At 40.9% G+C, this 20,487-nt stretch carries 18 protein-coding genes; 6 read left to right on the top strand and 12 right to left on the bottom strand.

The features are described from left to right. The first annotated feature begins 30 nt into the window (after positions 1–30). Genes LMF89_RS18475 through LMF89_RS18460 form a run of 4 tightly spaced genes read left to right on the top strand, consistent with a single transcriptional unit; the run spans position 31 to position 6,746 of the window. Positions 31–2,001 (top strand): TPR domain-containing glycosyltransferase, encoded by a 1,971-nt coding sequence (locus LMF89_RS18475; protein WP_229536364.1) that lies wholly within the window; start codon positions 31–33, stop codon positions 1,999–2,001. After that, positions 1,998–3,731 (top strand): glycosyltransferase, encoded by a 1,734-nt coding sequence (locus LMF89_RS18470; RefSeq protein WP_229536363.1) that lies wholly within the window; start codon positions 1,998–2,000, stop codon positions 3,729–3,731. Before LMF89_RS18475 ends, LMF89_RS18470 begins: the two co-directional genes overlap by 4 nt. After that, positions 3,728–5,263, top strand: coding sequence for a tetratricopeptide repeat-containing glycosyltransferase family 2 protein (locus LMF89_RS18465; protein ID WP_229536362.1), 1,536 nt, complete (start codon positions 3,728–3,730; stop codon positions 5,261–5,263). The genes LMF89_RS18470 and LMF89_RS18465 overlap by 4 nt, the downstream gene beginning before the upstream one ends. Then, positions 5,232–6,746, top strand: coding sequence for a glycosyltransferase (locus tag LMF89_RS18460; protein WP_229536361.1), 1,515 nt, complete (start codon positions 5,232–5,234; stop codon positions 6,744–6,746). Before LMF89_RS18465 ends, LMF89_RS18460 begins: the two co-directional genes overlap by 32 nt. Before the next feature lie 95 nt (positions 6,747–6,841). Here the strand turns inward: LMF89_RS18460 and LMF89_RS18455 are convergent, their stop codons facing one another. The 3 genes from LMF89_RS18455 to LMF89_RS18445 form a co-directional block, all read right to left on the bottom strand. Next, positions 6,842–7,855 carry a serine hydrolase gene (locus LMF89_RS18455; RefSeq protein ID WP_229536360.1) on the bottom strand — a complete coding sequence of 338 codons (1,014 nt, stop codon included), beginning with the start codon at positions 7,853–7,855 and terminating at the stop codon, positions 6,842–6,844. A 232-nt stretch (positions 7,856–8,087) separates the two neighbouring features. Next, positions 8,088–8,684, bottom strand: a complete 597-nt coding sequence (locus tag LMF89_RS18450; RefSeq protein WP_229536359.1) for a hypothetical protein — start codon at positions 8,682–8,684, stop codon at positions 8,088–8,090. Continuing rightward, positions 8,681–8,911: a helix-turn-helix transcriptional regulator gene (locus LMF89_RS18445; protein WP_229536358.1), complete on the bottom strand. Its 231-nt coding sequence runs from the start codon at positions 8,909–8,911 to the stop codon at positions 8,681–8,683. Before LMF89_RS18445 ends, LMF89_RS18450 begins: the two co-directional genes overlap by 4 nt. A gap of 222 nt (positions 8,912–9,133) precedes the next feature. Between LMF89_RS18445 and LMF89_RS18440 the strand changes: the two genes are divergently transcribed. After that, a complete protein-coding gene (locus LMF89_RS18440) occupies positions 9,134–9,277 on the top strand; it encodes a hypothetical protein (RefSeq protein ID WP_229536357.1) in 144 nt (47 codons plus the stop codon). Positions 9,278–9,419: 142 nt separating this feature from the next. Here LMF89_RS18440 and hcp read toward each other — a convergent pair whose 3' ends face one another. The 6 genes from hcp to LMF89_RS18410 form a co-directional block, all read right to left on the bottom strand. Then, positions 9,420–11,135 carry a hydroxylamine reductase gene (hcp, locus tag LMF89_RS18435; RefSeq protein WP_229536356.1) on the bottom strand — a complete coding sequence of 572 codons (1,716 nt, stop codon included), beginning with the start codon at positions 11,133–11,135 and terminating at the stop codon, positions 9,420–9,422. Between the two features lie 196 nt (positions 11,136–11,331). Next, entirely contained in the window at positions 11,332–12,846 is a 1,515-nt protein-coding gene (locus tag LMF89_RS18430) for an FGGY-family carbohydrate kinase (protein WP_229536355.1), read from the bottom strand. A 271-nt stretch (positions 12,847–13,117) separates the two neighbouring features. After that, entirely contained in the window at positions 13,118–13,651 is a 534-nt protein-coding gene (locus LMF89_RS18425) for an ECF transporter S component (protein ID WP_369412641.1), read from the bottom strand. A gap of 666 nt (positions 13,652–14,317) precedes the next feature. Then, complete coding sequence (locus tag LMF89_RS18420; protein ID WP_229536373.1) at positions 14,318–14,974, bottom strand: phenylalanine--tRNA ligase beta subunit-related protein; 657 nt, start codon at positions 14,972–14,974, stop codon at positions 14,318–14,320. Positions 14,975–15,062: 88 nt separating this feature from the next. Beyond that, a complete protein-coding gene (locus LMF89_RS18415; protein ID WP_229536353.1) occupies positions 15,063–15,920 on the bottom strand; it encodes an AraC family transcriptional regulator in 858 nt (285 codons plus the stop codon). 165 nt (positions 15,921–16,085) lie between these two features. After that, positions 16,086–16,634 (bottom strand): flavodoxin family protein, encoded by a 549-nt coding sequence (locus LMF89_RS18410; RefSeq protein WP_229536352.1) that lies wholly within the window; start codon positions 16,632–16,634, stop codon positions 16,086–16,088. A 687-nt stretch (positions 16,635–17,321) separates the two neighbouring features. On the opposite strand from LMF89_RS18410, the gene LMF89_RS18405 reads away from it, so the two are divergent. Beyond that, positions 17,322–17,471 (top strand): small acid-soluble spore protein P, encoded by a 150-nt coding sequence (locus LMF89_RS18405; protein ID WP_229536351.1) that lies wholly within the window; start codon positions 17,322–17,324, stop codon positions 17,469–17,471. Between the two features lie 630 nt (positions 17,472–18,101). Here the strand turns inward: LMF89_RS18405 and LMF89_RS18400 are convergent. The 3 genes from LMF89_RS18400 to LMF89_RS18390 all read right to left on the bottom strand — a co-directional run bounded on the left by LMF89_RS18400 (position 18,102) and on the right by LMF89_RS18390 (position 19,776). Further along, positions 18,102–18,575, bottom strand: a complete 474-nt coding sequence (locus LMF89_RS18400) for an HXXEE domain-containing protein (protein WP_229536350.1) — start codon at positions 18,573–18,575, stop codon at positions 18,102–18,104. 102 nt (positions 18,576–18,677) lie between these two features. Further along, positions 18,678–19,124 carry a YdhR family protein gene (locus tag LMF89_RS18395; RefSeq protein ID WP_229536349.1) on the bottom strand — a complete coding sequence of 149 codons (447 nt, stop codon included), beginning with the start codon at positions 19,122–19,124 and terminating at the stop codon, positions 18,678–18,680. An 88-nt stretch (positions 19,125–19,212) separates the two neighbouring features. Beyond that, complete coding sequence (locus tag LMF89_RS18390; RefSeq protein ID WP_229536348.1) at positions 19,213–19,776, bottom strand: TetR/AcrR family transcriptional regulator; 564 nt, start codon at positions 19,774–19,776, stop codon at positions 19,213–19,215. Between the last annotated feature and the right edge of the window lie 711 nt (positions 19,777–20,487).

Below are 20,487 nucleotides of genomic sequence, written 5' to 3'. Positions count from 1 at the left end.
CTGAAAATAAAACATAATGGGGTATATGCCATGAGCAATAAGATCAGCTTGTGTATGATCGTAAAAAATGAAGAGATTAACCTAGCGCGTTGTTTACACAGCGTGACCGGAGCCGTCGACGAAATTATCATAGTAGATACAGGATCGTCAGATCAAACAATACAAGTAGCCGAACAGGCCGGAGCCCAAGTAATCTCTCATGTCTGGCAAGATGATTTCAGCGCTGCCCGTAATGTATCCTTAGAATTGGCGACCGGCGACTGGGTCCTTTTTCTGGATGCCGACGAAACTTTGGAGCCTGGAACCGCCCAAGCGCTACGTCAAATGGCAGAGTCAGATAATGAAGGTTACTTTGTAAAAATCATTAACTTGATTGGCATGGAAGGAAGCATTGAAACCTGCCCAGATTTGGTATTTCGAATGTTTCGAAATAAGCCGGAATATCGATTCCGGGGAACCATTCACGAACAGATTGTGGACGTCATTTTAGAAAATAACAGGCAGGCAAAATTCCAGATTGCCGAAAATATAGTTCTGCGGCATTACGGTTATTTAAACCAACAAGTTATCGAAAAAGATAAAAAAACCAGGAACCTAGCTATTATTAAAAAGCAAATGGAAAGTGATCCGGATAACAACACGCTGCGTTACCACTATGGCGTAGAATTGTATCGAATTGACAACTTTTCTGAAGCAGCGGAGGAACTGACCAAGGCAGCGAACAATACCGACCCGGGCACGATTTACTACCCCAAATTGCTGCGGTATATTGCCCTTGCTCACTATGGGGCCCAGCAATATGAGCGCGCGTTAGAGGCTATTTCACTCGGTCTAAAGTTCTTTCCCAATTATGCAGACTTATATTATTACGGTGGGTTAATCCATCTTGAGCAAAAAAATTACGCCGGAGCCTTTGATTGTTTTCAGAATGCGCTCTCAATGCCCGAACAGCCAGCCTACTATGCTCCTTTCAGCGGCAGTCGGGGATTTCGGGTCTATTATCAAATTGCCCAGTTAGCAGAAGCGTTTGGTAATGAAGAAGAAGCCTTGCGCTATTATATTCTAAGCTTACAAGATAATGCGAGTTTTACCATCACATTGTCGGCCATTGTTCGTATCTTAAACCCCAGTAAAGATCCCGAGTATACCAAGCACGCTATGGAAAAGCTTTGTGATTTCTGCACTCCGGATGCTAAACGCCTCATTGGTACAGTGTATTTTACAGAAGGAGCCTATCGTCTGGCACTTGATTATTTTGAAAAAATTGAACCTTCAGCTATAGATGATTACACCAGCATGCTGAAAGCAATATGTCTAATTCAACAAAAACGAATACTCGAAGCGTTGCATTTATTAGATGCTATCCCCCCCAATCATCCCCAATACCCATTAGCAAGAATGAATGAGATACTCTGCTTCTGGCTAAATAAAAAACGTACAAAAGTACGCGTACTGTGTGAAGATTTCCTGGCTGTTGGTTTGTCTGCCGATACAGGCGCAGTTGTCATCATGCTGAGGGATTCCTTGTATAAACGAGGCTCTGCTCCCCCGGCTGTCCTCGGGTCGGAGGGTATGTCACTTGTGAAGGACATCGTTCTGCGTGCGCTCGATCTGCAGGAGTTACAGCTTGCCGAAGGCTTGCTAGCCAAAGTCGCAAAATCGACACAAAAAGAATGCGCCCTGGATTTAGCCCGCATTTTTGCGCATTATGAATATTGGGATACTGCGAAGCTGTATACAGAGTTATACTTAGAGGAACATACGGACAATGCAGATGCTTGGTGCCAAATGGGGGAAATACTACAGCAAAGTAATCAATCAGAGGAAGCTTGCCTTTGCTACCGCCGTGCAATATCGATAGCACCACAGCAGCCACAGTACTATGTTAAATTAATCCGTCTGTACCAATTAGTGCGGCAGAAGCTGCTGTCCGAGGCTGCCCAGCGATATCCTGATATGCCCCTGTTTAGCGAGTTGCTAGAGGAGGCTGCGAAACAATGACACTACAACGAATCTCTTTGGCGATGATTGTTCGCAATGAAGAAACTCGCCTCGCTCATTGTCTGGAAAGTGTCAAAGACGCAGTCGATGAAATTGTGATTGTCGATACCGGGTCATCTGATACTACGGTGCATATTGCCAAAAAATATACAACAAAGGTATACTCCTACCAGTGGAATGATGATTTCGCCGCAGCCCGTAATTATGCCATCGAGCAAACAACCGGAGATTGGGTATTATCATTAGATGCCGACGAACAACTAAGTATCGACTCAAGGGCACTGCGTTTATTAGTAAACCAACCAGAATATACTGCCTTTTGTCTGCCGCTTTGCGCACTAAAGTCTTGCAATGAATTTCGTGAATATGACCGCTTTATGGTGCTGCGGTTATTCCGGAGGAATTACCGTTTTACAAATCCTGTCCATGAATACGTGTCCATAGTTGACCCCATGACTGTGGGCTATACTTGTCATCCCGTAATTTGGCATACGGCAATTTCTCCTTCCGAACGACGCGCCCGGCGGGGGCGAAATATCTGTCTGTTAAAGACTGCGATAGCCCTGAATAACACTGACCCCTATTTGCATTATTATCTAGGCACCGAATGGCTGGGAGTAAGCCGCAATGACCTCGCTATTGCCGATTTTCAAGTAGCTTTGAGGCAATTCTCTACCACCCAGGCAGTGTTTCGCACGCCAGCAGTCAGGCACCTTATTAGCTGTTACAAGCAGTCCGCGAAACATGATGAGGCAATCCGGCTTTGTTTAGAGGAAAGTGCGCATTATCCAGAGTACTGCGACCTCTTCTTTGATGGAGCAGTTCTTTTCGAATTACAGGGGGAATATGCCCTTGCAATGAAATGGTTTCAAGAGGCTATTCGATTGGGCCCACCGCCACTAGCGTTCTTTCATACCGATGGAACAGATAGTTATCTGGCTTACTATCATCTGGGCTATTGCTCAGAAAAGATCGGTTTAATAAAAGAGGCAGAAATTTATTATGAGCAAGCTTTGGCTACCAGCCAAAACTATTACTACCCATTATATCCACTGGTTGTATTAAAACTGACGCAACAGCCGGCTGTTGAGGTGCTGCGTTTTCTCCGTGAACAAGATTATCTCGCAGTTAGCGAGGTTGCCGTAAAAATGGCAGAACTCTTCTGGACAGCTGGATTTCCGGATATCGGTGTTCAATGTCTAGAGCACAAGGTGGCCCCTGACGCTCTCGTATTAGAGACATTATTTACCTGCCAATTGTATAGCGGCGAAATCGCCAGAGCACAGCAGTTAATCTTGCAAATGCACGATCTGGGAATAGAACCATCCACCGCAGTAGCTGTGGATGAAATCGTCGGCCTTATGATTTTAAGCCGCTTTGAGGAAGCACGGCAACAGATGTGGCGCCTTTGGCAAAAGCCAGACAGTCGCAATGAATTCCGGGCTGTATTTTGTCTTTATAAAAAGCTGTGCCACAATGCCGCTATTCCCTTAGCCAATCCCCAAGCGACTGCTACCCTTCTCGCCGTAAGTAACCGTTGTCTGCAGGTCCGGACAAAAGATTTCTCACAGCAGCATCGCTTTGCCGCTGTAATCGCTGCGATTAAAGATATTCTTACCAATGAAGCGGAATCATTAGCATTATTCATCGACAATCTTAGCGTAAAAGAACAAGGTGTAAAGCAAAGTTTGGACTACACCTTCTCGACACTGCGAGGCTTATATCGATGAACGGTACTATCTCAATCTCTTTGTGCCTTATCACAAAAAACGAAGAGCATTGCCTGGCTCGCTGCCTCCAAAGTGTACAGCAACTTGTGGATGAGATTATCGTCGTTGATACAGGGTCAGAGGATGCTACCGTGAAAATTGCAGCAGAACTAGGTGCCTCCGTATTTTTCTTTCACTGGGTGAATGATTTTTCTGCAGCACGTAATTATGCCATTAGCCAAGCACAGGGGCAATGGATACTGGTATTGGATGCCGATGAGGTATTATCTCCCTTGTCCCGCCAAGAACTATTCGGCTACATGGAACAGTCACCGGCAGAGGGCTATTATTTTCAAATTTCCAGTTATCTGGATGGCGGCAATAAGACCGTTGAGGACTATGTCGTCCGCTTATTTAAAAATACGCCCGCGTATCGATTTAGCGGAGCAATTCATGAACAAGTTGCCGGTAGTATTCAAAGCAGTAATCTAATCGATGGATTGATTTTTGCTCCCTATACCATTCACCATTATGGATATCTGCTAAAAGAATTAGAAGGCAAACATAAGTTCCACCGGAATACCGATATCATTCGAAAGGCACTGATGGAAAATCCACAGGACCCTTTTTTGCATTATAGCCTTGCAATTGAGTATTTGCAGCATAAAGACTTTCAACAAGCCGGTTCATTGCTACAAAAAACCCTCACCCTGCTGCGTGGTGAAGAAGGCTACATCCCGCAGGTATTAATAGCACTATTACTAGCAAAATTGGCCGAACCTGATGATCCCCACGCCGAAGCATTATTCTGCAATGCTTTACAAACCCTGCCTGACAGTGGTGACTTATACTGTCTGTACGGGGTATGGCTTATGCTACATACCCGCTTTTCAGAGGCGGTAAAGGTATTAGAGACCGCGTTATCAAAAAACATAGACCTGGTTGAGCCTGGCCAACTGCATTCTTTGCTGGGAGATGTATATTTTCTTGGAGACATGGGGGATCAAGCTACCGAGTATTATTTAACTGCAATATCCCAACCATCAGTGGATTTGTATCCACTGGTACGGCTACTAACCATGTGGAACCGCAGGTCAAGTCAGCAATTAAGCAAATCTATATTAAACAGACTGACCCCCAATATCACTATAGGTTTGCTGCAACGCGCAACACAAGCAGGCAGATTTGATCTGGCAATTGCTATTATTTTGTTAGCAATCATTGAAAGTACCCGTGCAAATGACATTCCGCAGGTTGTATCAGCCTGTACCGCATATGTGCAGTACTTGTCAACAGCAACTCCTGTACATTGTTTACACACCGGGATGTTTACCCTATTGGAGCAAAGTGGAAAAAAACTACTACTCCAGAGCCGCTTGCTAGAATTGTCCGGCGGTCACTTAACAAATGTGCAGCAGGCATTAATTGAGGACGCGCTTCAAAATCTTCTTCTGATCTCATCATTTGTTCAGCGCTGCTTCCCAACTGATCCATTAAAATTCTGGAAGGGGGTATTTATCAATGAAACGAGTTTTGATTGCCAGTCCTGTTAAACAAAAGACTGGCATTCTGACTGAGTTCCTTGCTTGCTTGCAAGCGCTGGATAAGGTGGGTCTTACGCTGGAATTTATCTTTATCGATGATCATGATTCTCCAAGTGTTGCTTTACAAGAATTTGCAGCAGCCAATCCCGGTGTTATTATTTTACAAGGTACAGAACGGTCCCAGGCTTATCAATGCAACGAGCAAACACATTACTGGCAGGAAGATATCGTGTGGAAAGTAGCCACATATAAGGATTATTTCATCAATTTAGCCCGTGAAGAGCAATATGACTATCTGTTCCTTGTCGATTCGGACCTGGCTTTGCATCCAAAAACCATAACTCATCTTGTTAGTCTTGGCAAAGACCTCGTCTCCGAGGTCTATTGGACCCAATGGGAGAAAGAATTAATTCTGCTGCCGCAAGTATGGCTAGGGGGGCAGTATCGCTTGCATGAAACCGAGGATGGAAAACCATTGAGTGAAGAAGAAATTGGCAAACGCCAACGAGACTTTATTAACAGGCTCTATTGCCCTGGAACCTACAAAGTAGGTGGTCTGGGGGCCTGCACCTTACTCAGTAAAAAGGCGCTGGCGGCTGATATTTCTTTCGCTAAAATAGACAACTTGGACTTAGTCGGTGAGGATCGGCATTTTTGTGTACGGGCCGCGGTGTTGGGTTTCGAACTATATGCTGATACCTATTACCCCCCATACCATATGTACCGGGAATCGGAACTGCCCGGACTCATGCAGCACAAAGAAAAATATGACTATCAGGAAAGCAAGCAATCACCCCATTTAACTCTAGCTATGTTAGTCCGTAACGAAGCAGATCGCTATTTGGAAAAAGTACTCACCCATGCGGCCAGCTATGTCGACGAAGTAGTCATTCTGGATGATGCCAGTACAGACAATACCATCGAGGTTTGCCGACAATGCCTTATCAATATTCCTCATCGAATTGTAGTAAACACCGAAGCGGGGTTTCATAATGAAATAATGCTGCGCAAGCAGCTATGGGATCTGGCAGCAGCAACAAAGCCAGACTGGATACTGATTTTGGATGCGGACGAAATCTTTGAAGACCAAATTATCCAGATGATGCCCTTTTTGCTGCGCAATCCTCAGGCAGATATCTACCACTTTCGCTTGTATGATATGTGGAACGAAACACAGTATCGTGAAGACAACTACTGGCAGGCACATATGTATTACCGACCATTCCTGGTGCGCTACCAGGCTAATTATGATTATAATTGGCAAGAAACCCCCCAGCATTGTGGTCGTTTACCCTTGAATCTCAGTAATCTACGCGCGATTCCCTGCCAAATCAGGCTGAAACATTTGGGCTGGTCTCGTCCTTCTGATCGGCTTGATAAATATTATCGTTATAAGAAGCTTGATCCCAATGCGGTTTACGGCAACAAGGAGCAATACCAATCGATCTTGGATCCCAAGCCCAATCTGATTAGCTGGCAAGATTGCGACTAAGAAGTAAAGGAAGGAAGCAAAGGGACGGCAAAATGTGTGAAAAAAGCTCCTGCAAGACTAGGCTGTTTTGCAGGAGTTGGTCGTATATATTGTTTTTAGTCGAGTATGCCGTATAAGAATTCATTCATATTACCTTGTAATTTTTCATAATCCTTTTGTTCAATATTATTAATGAATAGTACAATTTCTGTAGAATCATCTTTCTTATCTATGGCATACAATGCAGTATTCAGTATATAATTTGTAGAACCTCCTTTAAACCCCAAATGTTGAAATAGCTCTTGATTTCCCGCACTTTCCATAAGGCCTTCCATGAGTTGATCCAAATAGTTTTGGACTTGTGGTGAAAAATAATTACGGCCATTAATTTTTGACAATAGTAATCCGTAATCTTCCGCTGTAGAAGCCACCATTCTATCTGAATTAATTTTATCAAATTCATTGTCATACCACTTTTCAATATCGACTGCCTTTTTATAGGCTCCATCAATATCATTTGCCAGTTTATTATGCTCTTGCATTGCTAAAAGGTAAAATTGCTCTTTAGTCATGTTTCTCAATTCTTCTTTTGTTTTTGCTATTCTTTCCTTCTCAGGTAAATTATCATTTTTTTGCATTAACCCATATGGCATTAAGAAAAACGAAAACGGAAATATCTTGTCATGATTCTTTAATCCGAGCGTAGAAATATTTTTGTTGATATTATCAATACCTAAAATCTCTATCAAATAGTCCGCATTTGCATTGCTGCTAAAGTCAATCATTCCTTTTGCAACTTCCTTCAAAGACACAGAATTATCCTTTATAAGATTGAGGGATTTAAGACTATCTATCCATTTAAGTTGAGCATCTCCATCTAATTTAGGTATATAATATTTATCTATTTCAGTTAAGTTAACAGGTTCATCGGGATTGATCCTTCCATTTGCCGATTGCTGAGCATATTCAATAGCTATCATTATTTTAACTACACTAGCTAACGGCATCATCCGATTGGAATTAAAAGAAACGATTACATTATTATTTCGTATAACAGTCAGTGCTACATTCTCAGGATGGTGTTTCATATATTTGAGCACAATTCTCTTCGACTTAATTTTATTCAACATTCTTATTCCTCCACATGATTTACTTACTTAATTCAGATACCAGCCGCTTTTAGACAGCATTTTGGATAAATTTGACCAGAATTCTGGATAGGGACAGTGTACGAATTTTGGGGTCCACTCCATTCATTGCAATGAAGTTTGATTTTGGGTAAAGGTCAAGAAACGTTTTAAAAGCTTGGGTCTCACTCTATGTAAAGATGCGGCAGAACAGGTCGACTCTGCTCTATTACTGTTATTTCATTAAACGCCGCATCGAATAATTATAAGCAACAACTTGCCAAATTATTAATCCGAGGATTAATGCTGAGCTAGAAATAGGTAGGCCAGCATAGGAAAAAATAGTTTGCTCTTGCATGGCTTCTCGTGCGTCATCCTTTGGTAAATTTTCTAGCAGTTCTAATTTCACACCTAATGAAATAATATTGGTTTTTCCATCAATCGCTTTCTCTAAAGGGATACTACAAACAGAAATCTGGAAACAAGAAAGAACAAAAAGAAAAATCAATATGGCTAGAGTGGTAAGCATGGTTGCTTTTGCAGCTTTTCCAGTTAACATCACTTCACGTTCGTCGCGTTCTTTTATAAAGGTGAGTTTAGTCAACACTTTTTCTCTAAATATCCCGGAAAACATTAAACGAATACCTAAATAGATCGAAAGCAGCATCCAGGACATGAACATGAATCCAGCAAAATTCTCTAGCAGTATTATGTAGTTATTAGCAGAGACAGGTGGGACTGAATCGTATGAGTACGAAAAAATAGCCAAAAGAAGAATAAGCGGCAAGCCATATAGGAAAGTTCTTAATAAAATGGAATCAAATCTTTTCATTTATTTTCCTCCTCAACTGAAAAAATGGCATTAATATCTGTTTTGAAATAACGTGCAAGACGAAAAGCAAGTTCTAAAGATGGATTATATCCGCCCCCTTCGATTGCAACAATCGTTGCACGCGTTACTCCAATTGCTTTTGCTAGCTGGTCTTGGGTTATTCTGTGTTCTGCACGAATCACGTGCAAACGATTGGAGATTTTTAGTTGCATTGTTGATTTCGTCATTTCATATCCCCATTCATTACCTATTTACATTATAAATGTAAGATATATTGATCTAAATGTCAAGTTTATTTTACATTTAGATCAAATGGTTTAGCAAACCATTCATAAAAAATAACCAGTACGATCAGCAGGAGGACTGATTTCAGCGATACTGCTAAAATAGCCGGTGGTATGCAATTTTTTTTTACTTTTGGCATCCTATATTATAAAGGAGATGTTATAATGGCTGAAAACAGAGATTTGAAAGCAACTCCCGGCATACCTGAAAAAAATAGAGTTGATTCGGAACCTAGTACAAAAGAGATTATTAATCAAATTGAGACTGCTGTTAAAAATTCTGTTACTGAGAAAAAACGCGAAAGTTAAAGCCAATCGTAGCTCGCCCCACCTCTTATTTATTCGTGATATGCAAAAGTATTCGCCTAGACTTCAAGTCTAGGCGAATACTAATATACTTATTAAATATCTCTAAATTTCAGCAAACTGCTAAATTAAATGCTGCAGTTGCTTAGGCCATGAACATTTTGATATCATCTTCGGGATTGCTGATGCCGCCTATGCCAAATTGCTCTATAAGCACCTTGACTACATTTGGTGAAAGGAAGCCTGGCAGCGTCGGTCCGAGATGGATATTTTTCACACCAAGGTATAACAGCGCCAGGAGTACGATAACGGCCTTTTGCTCATACCAGGCGATATTGTACGATATTGGCAACTTATTAATATCATCCAGGCCAAAAACCTCTTTAAGTTTTAGGGCTATAATTGCTAGCGAGTAGGAGTCGTTGCATTGACCGGCATCCAGTACGCGGGGAATGCCGCCGATGTCACCCAATGGAAGCTTGTTGTAGCGGTATTTGGCACAACCCGCTGTCAGTATGACAGTGTCTTTAGGCAATGCTTTAGCAAATTCGGCATAGTAATCTCTGCTCTTCATGCGGCCATCGCAGCCAGCCATAACAAAGAAACGTTTAATGGCGCCGCTTTTCACTGCATCCACCACCTTATCAGCCAGAGCTAATACCTGGTTGTGAGCGAAACCGCCGATTATTTCCCCTTGTTCCAGCTCATTGGGCGGTGGGCATTTTTTAGCATGAGCGATAAGAGCCGTAAAGTCCTTCGGTTTGCCATTTTTCCGCTCACCGATTTCTTTCAGGCCTTCAAAACCGACTACACCAGTCACATACACGCGGTCTTTATAACTGGCTTTCGGTGGCACTAAGCAGTTAGTAGTCATCAGGATCGGTCCATTAAAGGTTTCAAATTCTTTGTCCTGCAACCACCAGGCATTGCCGTAGTTACCAGCAAAATTGGTATATTTCTTAAAGGCTGGATAGTAATGCGCCGGCAGCATCTCGCCGTGCGTGTATACATCAACGCCCGTCCCTTGGGTTTGTTCCAATAATTCTTCCAGATCTTTTAAATCATGGCCACTGATAAGGATACCAGGGTTGTTTCTCACACCAATATTGACTTTGGTAATCTCAGGGTTGCCATAGGTACTGGTATTGGCTTTATCCAATAAGGCCATAACATCAACACCGTATTTGCCGCATTCCATCACCAAAGCAACCAATTCATCAGCACTCAGCTTATCGTTAGTAGTGGCAACTAGCGCTTTTTGCATAAAGGCAAAAATAGCATCCTCCATATAGCCTAATGTATAGGCGTGCTCAGCATAAGCAGCCATTCCTTTTACGCCATAGGTAAGCAGCTCGCGTAATGAACGGACATCTTCGTTTTCAGTCGCCAAAATTCCGACTGTGGCAGCCTTTTTTTCAAATTCTGGCGCATTATCAGCAAACCACAGAGTGCTGTCATGAGAAGCTTCTGCTGCCCCATCAGCTGTAAACCAGTCAGTTAATTTCCGCCAGATGGATCTCGTACTGTCATTTGCAGCATCTACCTTTACACCGGCTTTTACTAAAGCAGCTTTCACGTTATCTCTCACGATCAGCGCTTGTTTAATGAGCACAACAAAGTGCTCCTTATCAAAGTTAGCATTGGTAATGGTGGCAAATAAGCCTTCCATTATAAACTTATCAGCCTCTGGTGTAGCAATTTTAGCCTGACGAGCCTCGAGTGCATAGACCGAAATCCCTTTTAGTGTGTACATGAGCAGGTCTTGGAGATTAGATACATCAGCCGTTTTTCCACAGACACCACGCATGGTGCAGCCAGTACCTTTGGCTGTTTCTTGACATTGATAACAAAACATCGACATATATTTTATCCCCCTTATATTGTGAAGCGCTATTTAAATCTTCTGATGTTATTGTATCGAAAACTATAGCGATTGACTGTGAGCAAAATCACATAAAGGGATGCCGTCTTTCTAAGATTAAGTTTTGTCGCCTTACCATCAAAAACAAGCCCGCAGTTACCTGCAAGGCTTGTTTTTTTCAGTCTTTGCTAACGACTTAGTGACCTAATTTATTCAATAAATCTTTTTGCTTCTGCGACTGTTGCTTGTAGATCTCGGAATTTTTGCTGTCTGGGCTATATGTATGGGTTATTTTCAAATTTCTGGTGAGCAGCTCTTTCAAGTCTCCGTCCGCGCCCGTTGCATAGGCCGCAATGATAGAATTTGTCAGCACTGCACCTCCGGAAATCTCCAAGGTGATCGCCTCGCTGTCCATGACATCGGCTTTAATCTGATTCCAAAGCGCATCGCAACTGCCTCCTTCGGTAATGGTGATTCTGTTGATCTCGATGCCGGCCTGTCGGTAGGTGTCGGTGATTTCCCGGTAGTCATAGGCAATGGCCTCGAGCACGGCCCGCCATAAGACAAATTGATCTGTGTCTAGAGTCATGTTCAGGAAACAGCCTTTTACATTGGAATATTCGTCATAGCCGCCGGTCAAGTACGGCAAAAAGATCACATCGTTGCAGCCCGGGGCGACTTTGGCAGCACCTTGGCTTAACATTTCATAATAGCTGTCATCATCGACTTGCTGGCAGATACTGTCTTTGAACCAGCGCAGTGCCAATCCACCGGTCCGGACAAAGCCCCAATAAAAATATGTATTTTCCAATGTGCCGCTGTTGAAGATCAGACCACTGCCTTTACGGCTTAGTTCCGGAATGATCCCTGTGGTCGAGACACAGAACATCGCACAGGTACCGGCAACATCTACGGCCTTATTGGCTTCAAAGACCCCGCTGCCCAGCATGGACTGCATAGTATCACCGGCTCCGGCACAGATAGGGATCCCCGCTGGACAGCCCGTTTGTGCTGCTGCTTCAGCCGATAAAGTACCGATGATATCCCATGGTTTTACGATCTTCGGCATATAGCTTTTATCGATTCCCAATATAGTTAGCTGTTCATCGGACCATTGTTTTTCATATACTTTGTAACCTAATCCCCAACCCGACATTGCCCCCCAGTCAATAAAGGCATCGCTGCTCTTCAAGCCAGCGAGATTAAGCAGAATATACGGTGTATTGTGGACAAATTTCTTGCCCCTAGCCTGAAATTCTTTATTATTGGTCAATAGCCACCGGGCATGCAAAGCCGGAAACATGCAGAGTGGCTCGGCATTCCCCGTTTCTTTGCCCCAGATGTCAAGATCAAGCTCTTTAAGTGCTACCGCATCACTCTGCGTTCGTGAATCCAAATAATTTATGTAGGGTGTGATTGCCTTGCCGTTCTCATCGATGCCGACAATCCCACAAATAATTCCATCGCCCATAATGGCCTTGATTAACCCAGGATCAATACCCTGTTCTTTTAACTGCGTCATGCACTGTTTCATGCCCAGTTTGGTCAGTGCAAGATATTCATCCGCATCCATCTCAACCCAGCCGGGATGGGGATAGGTCAACGTCGTCTGATTGGATACTTTCGTTACGCATTCCATATTTTCATTGTATACCGTCACTTTTACACTTTGCGTTCCTGCATCAAAACTAACATAATATTGCTCCGCCATTTGCCATGCCTCCTGTATTTAGCCGGTCTATCTTTAGAAATTGCTTCTAGTGTCATTGCACTTTAATTTTATCATTTAAAATACGGGAAAAAGTACGGGAATAAATTAATTTAACTTAATTGTTTACATTCGCTATTTCAGGATAAATTCCTTGGAAAATCCGCTCCAATTTTCCCTAGAATTTTTGCTTTAAAACTGTTTGGACAATAAAATAACCTGTAAGAGATTTCTCTCCTACAGGTTATTATTCATTAGCCGATCATACCGAGGGTCATTTGCGGCCTCCTGCCCAGGAATAAACAGCCACATGCTTTCTCAACTTCGCCACGATAGGCAACACAACAACTGCCGCCACGCCAATCTGAACGAGATTACCGGGAATCGATGCCATTGGTGCCAGCCAATTGCCGTAAATAATCCATTCGGCACCATAGTAACCAACCACTTTAATGAAACAAGCCGCCGCCAAGGCCAGGACATAAGCCGTCAGGGTCCGGTGCTTTTCGCAGATAGCGCCGACCGTATACCCCATGAGACCAACAATGGCCAGCGTAAAGGGAGCCCATAAAAACCAGCCGCCCACCACATCAAAAAGAGCCATGCCGATTCCTCCTGCCAAAGCGCCAAACCGGCGTCCGTAAAGAATGGCGATAATAAATAGAGGCACATTCCCCAAATGAATTAAACCGCCATTAGCGGCTATGGGAAGACGAACATTTACAAATACTGTACAAATAAAAACGAGGGCAATACCCAATGCTGCATAGACCAGTTGTTTTGTTTGACTGAAGGATTGTTGTTTCATATCGACTCCTACCTTTCCTACTTCTAAAATATTGACTTTATTATCGCCAGGGATATAGCCCGCTTTGCACGAGGGCAAAAACCTTCGATGAATCGCTACCCACTTCTTAGCCTCTTTATCCATAGCTTGGACCACCGATACATAATCGGTGAGATTGCTTTCCCTGCATGTCAGGAAAATAGGAGTTACGAATACCCGTTTATTGATAATGGAAGTATCATATCATTGGTAATGTTTTTCTCGGTAGCCACTGCAAGTTCTGGTTAATGGATTTGATATTGATATTGCAATCTGCCAACACTTGACACACAGTTGCAACAATGCCTACCCCTGGTCAATACCAATCACTGTAATGACAATTTTCATTCACACACTCCCATTCTAAATATATATAAGATATCATAGGAATTAGTTTGATGCAACTCTCATGGTACGAAACGTTCGTTATTCTTAAATAATTAATTCATATATACATTTCAAATATCTTTATGAATATATCGCTTTCACAAAGCAAAACCTCCACCCGAATAGGTGGAGGGGATGTTTTCATTTGTTGGAGGAGACCAAACTAGTCTAAATCCTCCCTTTTAAGCTTCCCACGATAATCATTGCTAATGACAAACTTATGTACGTATCCAGATTCTCTTTTAATTTATTAATTTCCATTTAACTATATACTTCTTGTCGGTCTATTTGGGCATCAGGGGATACTAATTTGACATAGGCATATATGTCAGACAAATGATCAGCTACTAGGTCTTTCGAAATACCAGCAGGCGCATAGACTAGAAAAACAACTTTTCGAGTGCTAGGCACAATGCGAGAACGCAAGTCAGGCCCGTGTATAATACTTGAGATAATCCCTTCTGTATCAACAATCATCATATCACTAGGTTTCACAATTTGTTCTTGCCCATTCAATAGGACATATTTTTCATTCCCTCTAGCTACATCAAGTTTTAGAGGAAATTTAAGTGCCTCATAGTCATGTCCTGCGGTTAATAGGCAATTTTCAAGTTCTGCCATAAACATGGCTTCAATCAGTCCTGCACCACGAGGAATACACTTTCTTTTAAAGACAACGGATTTCAATTGTTGCAACACATGGTAAGTCTTAGAATATCGCTTGTAGTATTCGGTATAGACCTGAATTGAATTATAACTAGATAAATCTCCGTCATTTAGAAATCTTGCTCGAAGCTTGGTTTCTAATTCACGTTTGCAGTTCTCCAGCTCCTCACATTGCTCCATATTACACACATTACTAAGAACCATTAATCCTGCACTCGCTCCAGGATATGTTTTTCTCCATAATTCCGTCACATACAACTTATTAGACATCTCCTTATTATAAATTTGAAAGCAAAACTACGCTCAGATTTTTAATCAGACTGTAGTTCCTGATTTCATTTTAAATCGTATGCGGAGAAAATCCTTGTATAAAATTGCTATATTTACGAGGCGTAATTCCAGTAATTTGTTTGAATTGTTTAGAAAAATGACTTTGATCTACAAATCCCCTTTCGTGGGCAACAAAAAGAGGAGGAACGCCCTTAGCTAGAAGCTCCTTAGCTCGCTTTATTCTGACTTGTTTAAGATATATATGGGGGGGTACTCCAATCTGATCTCCGAAAACACGTATTAAATGAAAAGGACTTAGACCGCAAACGCTAGATAATATCTCAATCGAAATATTTTCTTTATAATTATCCTCAATATATTCCCTTGCCCGATTCACTTCTTTTTTCTGTTTACCTACATTTCCCATTACCAAACGTTCATTAGCATGACGCAAAATACACATAGTAAGCATTGTTAAAAGATATGATTCTTGCTCAAGTCTTGGTATACTTGGTTCTTCCAGTAACAGGTGGAGATTTCGTATAAGGGCAGCCAAGTAGGTATCTTTTATAATGCCATCACGAAAGAAGGGGATACCTTTTGCTTTATTAGAGATTTCAGAAGCAGCTTGTTCCAGTAACTTCGTTTCGAGATAAAACATTCGGTAAGACCAACCTATATTTGATGCAGCATGTCCGTCGTGAGCTTCGCCAGGAATAACTAAATTGATATACCCTGAAGGAGCAAGCAGTTTTTCACCTCGATAAGAGAATTCAAGGGCCCCACGCTCAATAACACCAATCCCAAATCCTTCATGAGTGTGTTTCGTAAAGGATTGGGTAATATATGTTGCACGAAGTAGCTCAAGGTTATTCAAATGTGGCATCACCCAAAATTTCACTTTTTCTTGTGGTTTAATTTCACACATAAGAATCCCCTTTCAACAAAAATATCCCTTTTATAGTATGCGGTTGTATTTTGAATATAACATTTAACCAAGAATAAACTATTCTTGATTTAGTAAGACAAGTATGTAATTCTCTCTCATATGAACTAATTCCTCGTGAAAATTGAGTGGCGTTTGCTTAGAACATCAAACTATGTTTTTCCCCAATGTTTCCGCTCTCTTTAGTCCGTCGGTCTTTAGAATATCATCTTTATCATGAAGACCCGGTACGATGACTATGCCGCTATCCTTCCAATTCAGGAAATCAGCAATCAGCTTATAGGACTTAACAATACCATCGTACGTATTTAAATCTGTCCCGCCGCCGCTGACTAGAAGCACGCATTCCTTTATCTTCAATGTCCTTTTCGAAATTAAATAAGAATAGAATTTGTCAATAGCAGCTTTCAACTGCACCGGAAACGAGAACCAGTACATTGGTGTTGCGAACACAACCATATCGGCTTGCTCCAGAAGCGGTGCAAGGTTAACAAAATCATCTGGAACAGAACAAGCGCTCCCTCTGCTGAAACATGTCTGACAGTCGATACAGCCCTTAATGTGTTTATCCGCAGTTGTAAATATTACAGTTGTGTGTCCCGCCTGCTGAGCTCCGGCAATAAATGCATCTGCCAACTTATCGGTATTGCCGCCTTTTCTAGGGCTACCTGTTAAAACAAGTATATTTTTTGACATATATATGTGCCTCCTTTAATAAACTCTCAATTTCTTGATTTCTCTTGATTTAGCTCAGTATTGCCTTTTAAACAAATTGGAGCTTGCTTTTCGAAAAGTGTGTAAACTAGGTTGTCGTAAGTCTTTATGAGCAACTTCCTTCGATAATATATATGACGTTGAGCTAAGTTAAAACCCGCTTACAGTAACCTCCCCCTCATGTTCTTCGTTTTCTGGAAGTATATCCTTATATAATAATACACACTAATATCACAAAAAATAAGTACGCACTTATTTGTATTATAGTATCTATTTTTATACCGCACGAATTTATATACTTGATCAAATTTTGAATTTTCGAGTCGCTGTGTCTGCAATTCCTACAGACACAGAGTATTCTTGCGATGGAAAAAAGTACAACAATTAATCACGAATCTTCCACGGATAAAACCAAGTAAGTCGCCGTAAGCTATGTAATAAGGTGCGAGCGATAGACAATCGCAAGACTTGATCGCTGCCTAGAGAAAATCAACGATCTCAAATCCATGAGCGTCCCATCCGATCCAAACACACTTAGCGAATCTACCAAAGAGTTAAATTTTCGCCCAACCAACAGTCATCAAGCACAATAGGCTCAGCGAGACCGAAACGATCGACGCAAGCAAGCTCTAAAAACTCATACCAAACCTATAAATCGGAGGAGATAACATGACTAAGCCCGAAGCTTACCCTGTAGATCCGCCAGATGCACCTAAGCGTACAAAGAATGATGACACCAATATACCTGAACCACTTTCAGGATCTAAGAAAGTAAAAAATCAAAATCACACTGGCCAGCGCCACGGAGAAGGATCCTAGAATTTTATTTCACAATGGCAAATCCCTAAATTTATAACCGATATAGCCAATACAAACAAATGCCTGCGAGTTCTTCATTTCTGAACTGCAGGCATAATTAGTAATTATGATAAGACTTTAATTTGGCTTTCAGATGACTCCTTGACTAGGTGAAAAAATAAGCTTCGTAATATAGGTGAGTATAAATAAAACTACCACAGCTTTATTGACCATAAGAGTCAGCTAACTACGTCATTAGCTTGCAACTTCTAGCTGCCATTCCGTTTCTTATAAACTAGGCACCTGCAATAAAACAGAGCCTGCTATCTGCAACGCTAAAACTCTTTCCCTCTCACCAATAAGCTGGTAGCTCTTAAGCAAAAAGACTATTTGCTAATAATCAGCAAATAGTCTTCTAAATTGTCATCGTTTTTCAACCCCAAAATGGGTGGATTTTTTTGGTGGAGGCGAGGCGTGACCTTGCAAATCCACCCAAAATATCCGATGTAGCCTTGGTCTTTTATTCATTCTTACCATCTGCGAATGACAAATTAGACTCACCTTCAAAACCGTACTTACTTTATGCTCTCTTTGTTTTAAGCAAAAAACAAAGAGAGCATCCTTTTGCTTCTATGAGATCAGCTATACTGTTTAATATTCATCAATCAACTTACTCCCCATCTTAAACAATAGTCGTAAAGAAATACTTGTCAAAACGCTTACAATAATGCCTGCTATAAGAATAGAATGTCGTGGTACACCAGCTTCTATATTTTTCATAATGATCGTCGTACCAATCGGCAAGTTTAGCAATAAACCTGTCAATGTTCCTGGAGCATATTTTTTCAGGACGATTGTCGCTAATAGATGCGGAAAAACTGAATTGAGGCACATCATTACTATAAACCCTAAATAAATACATTGTATGGTCTCGATAGATTGCCCAAACTGTAAAGACATAAATGTTAATAGATATCCCACTGAAGTTATAGTTAGTAAGGCAAAATGGAATTCTCTATTAGATACTTGTGGATGATATGGCCCTACATATTGAGACCATCTCGGCAGCCATATTCCTTCTTCTATATTATGTAGGGTAAATGATAATAAAAAAAGCAATTCCATTTAACCCCCTCCTCCATCACGTTCCATTATCACTGATGTTTATCTACGTATCGTCTATAATGATAAATACTCAAACAGTTTCTTTCCTACCTGAGCTTTCGTCTAGTTTAATTCTAATATAGTATATGTCACACTTCCTGGCACAGATCTTTTACGCATAAAATTCATTGCAAATGATCTTGCATATAATTCAGCGTGTTCCTTCGTATCCCACTCATATACACCTTGAAATTCACCGCTGGTTTTATTAACCATCCATAATTTAGATCTAAAACCTGACAATCCTATGATGAAAGGTATCGGTAATATTGAAAACTTAATATTTTTTTGCGGTGACATTCCAGCTAGGCGAAAACGAACCCTAAATAGGGCTCCTGGATATTTAGGTTGATTTTTAGTTGGTTTAATAACGACCTGCCGAAATATCTCAAATTGAACTCCGTCATCACTTCTAAAAATATCGCCTTTCCTATTGTTAGGAAAACGTATCGTACTAGTAAACAGATAACCCAACGTCCTTATAAAAGACCAAAATGGATTAAAAACCATAATTAAAAATCCCCTCCTCTATGGCTTCTTAACGTTATACTAATTATATTATTTCGGTATAATTAGTATAACGTTTAATAAAAAAAAATTACTTTTGAATGCCTTTTAAAATATATCCAAACGATATTTTCAATTTTTGTTGGAAACTAACAGCATCTGGTTCCTGTTTTATAAAATATAGCAGAACGGCTTGCAATGTCTGAATTAAGGTTTCTGGATCTACCTCTGAGTGCAACTTGCCTGCATCTTTACCTTTCTGAATAAACTGGTATATGTACTGTGTCAATTCGCGCCTATGGCATATGATTTGCTCCTCAATAGCAGGATATTCATTATATACTTCTCGAAATGTATCGCTATATAGACCTACGATTTTTGGAAAAACTAATAGTATTTGATCCAATGCCGCGAAATACTCTGCTTCCTTTTCTATGATTTGTCCGACTTCCCACTGTAAATCCTTAATTTTATTAATAATAACTTTTTCCAACAAGATTTCTTTTGATGTAATAATCTTATATAAAGTGTTTTTCGCCAGTCCAGCCTTAGCAGCCAACTGATCCATATTCCATCCTTGTAAGCCCTTTTGAAAAACTAGACTTTCGGCACAGGACAAAATCTTTTTTTCTACTCTTTGATCGTCAATTTTCACACTCCATCCCCCTCTATTTATACTATAATAGCATAAGTAGTATAAATCAAGATATTTATCTTAATCAGGAGACTTAGCCAAAAAGGTCACTACTTGCATCCGATACGATTAATGATTTTCACTCACTTGAACTAAATCCAAATTCACGCTACATCTATCTCTATAATGACCGATACAATACAAATTTCTTCATCTTTACTAATTATCCCTCAATTTCCAATTTATGTTTTTATTCTACTCATTATAATCGTCTGGTTTTAGCTGGTGGAGCTACCCGAAACCTTTTAAAACCACACAAAGCAAAAAAGCCACGAAATTCGCGGCTTCATAAGTATTCCGGATTTAGATGGTGGAGGCGAAGCGCGTCAATCTACGCGCAAAACATTTATATGTCTTATACCTCACTAAGAAAAGGACATTAAATATTTTACTATATTTATTATTTCCTACAATATTATATAAAAACACCCTCACCGTTGGCAGCTAGTAGACAATGCCAACATTAATTAACGCAACTGTAACGCATTTTAAAATTTCACTTCACTCTCTCTATTTCTGAGTCCTATCATCACCTCAATTCTTTTTTGGTTTTTCATGAATATTATGCAGTTTCTTTTTTCAATGTTGTCACGTGCTCGCTTTTCGATTGTTCCTGTGTTATCCTGGGGGCAGCAGCCGAAATGTTCTTCGATCTTTCTCCTATGCGCTCAA

It is taken from the genome of Pelosinus baikalensis (assembly GCF_020819555.1).
In the GTDB taxonomy this organism is placed as follows: Bacteria; Bacillota; Negativicutes; order DSM-13327; family DSM-13327; genus Pelosinus; species Pelosinus baikalensis.
This window is presented reverse-complemented; position numbering and strand designations above follow the sequence as displayed.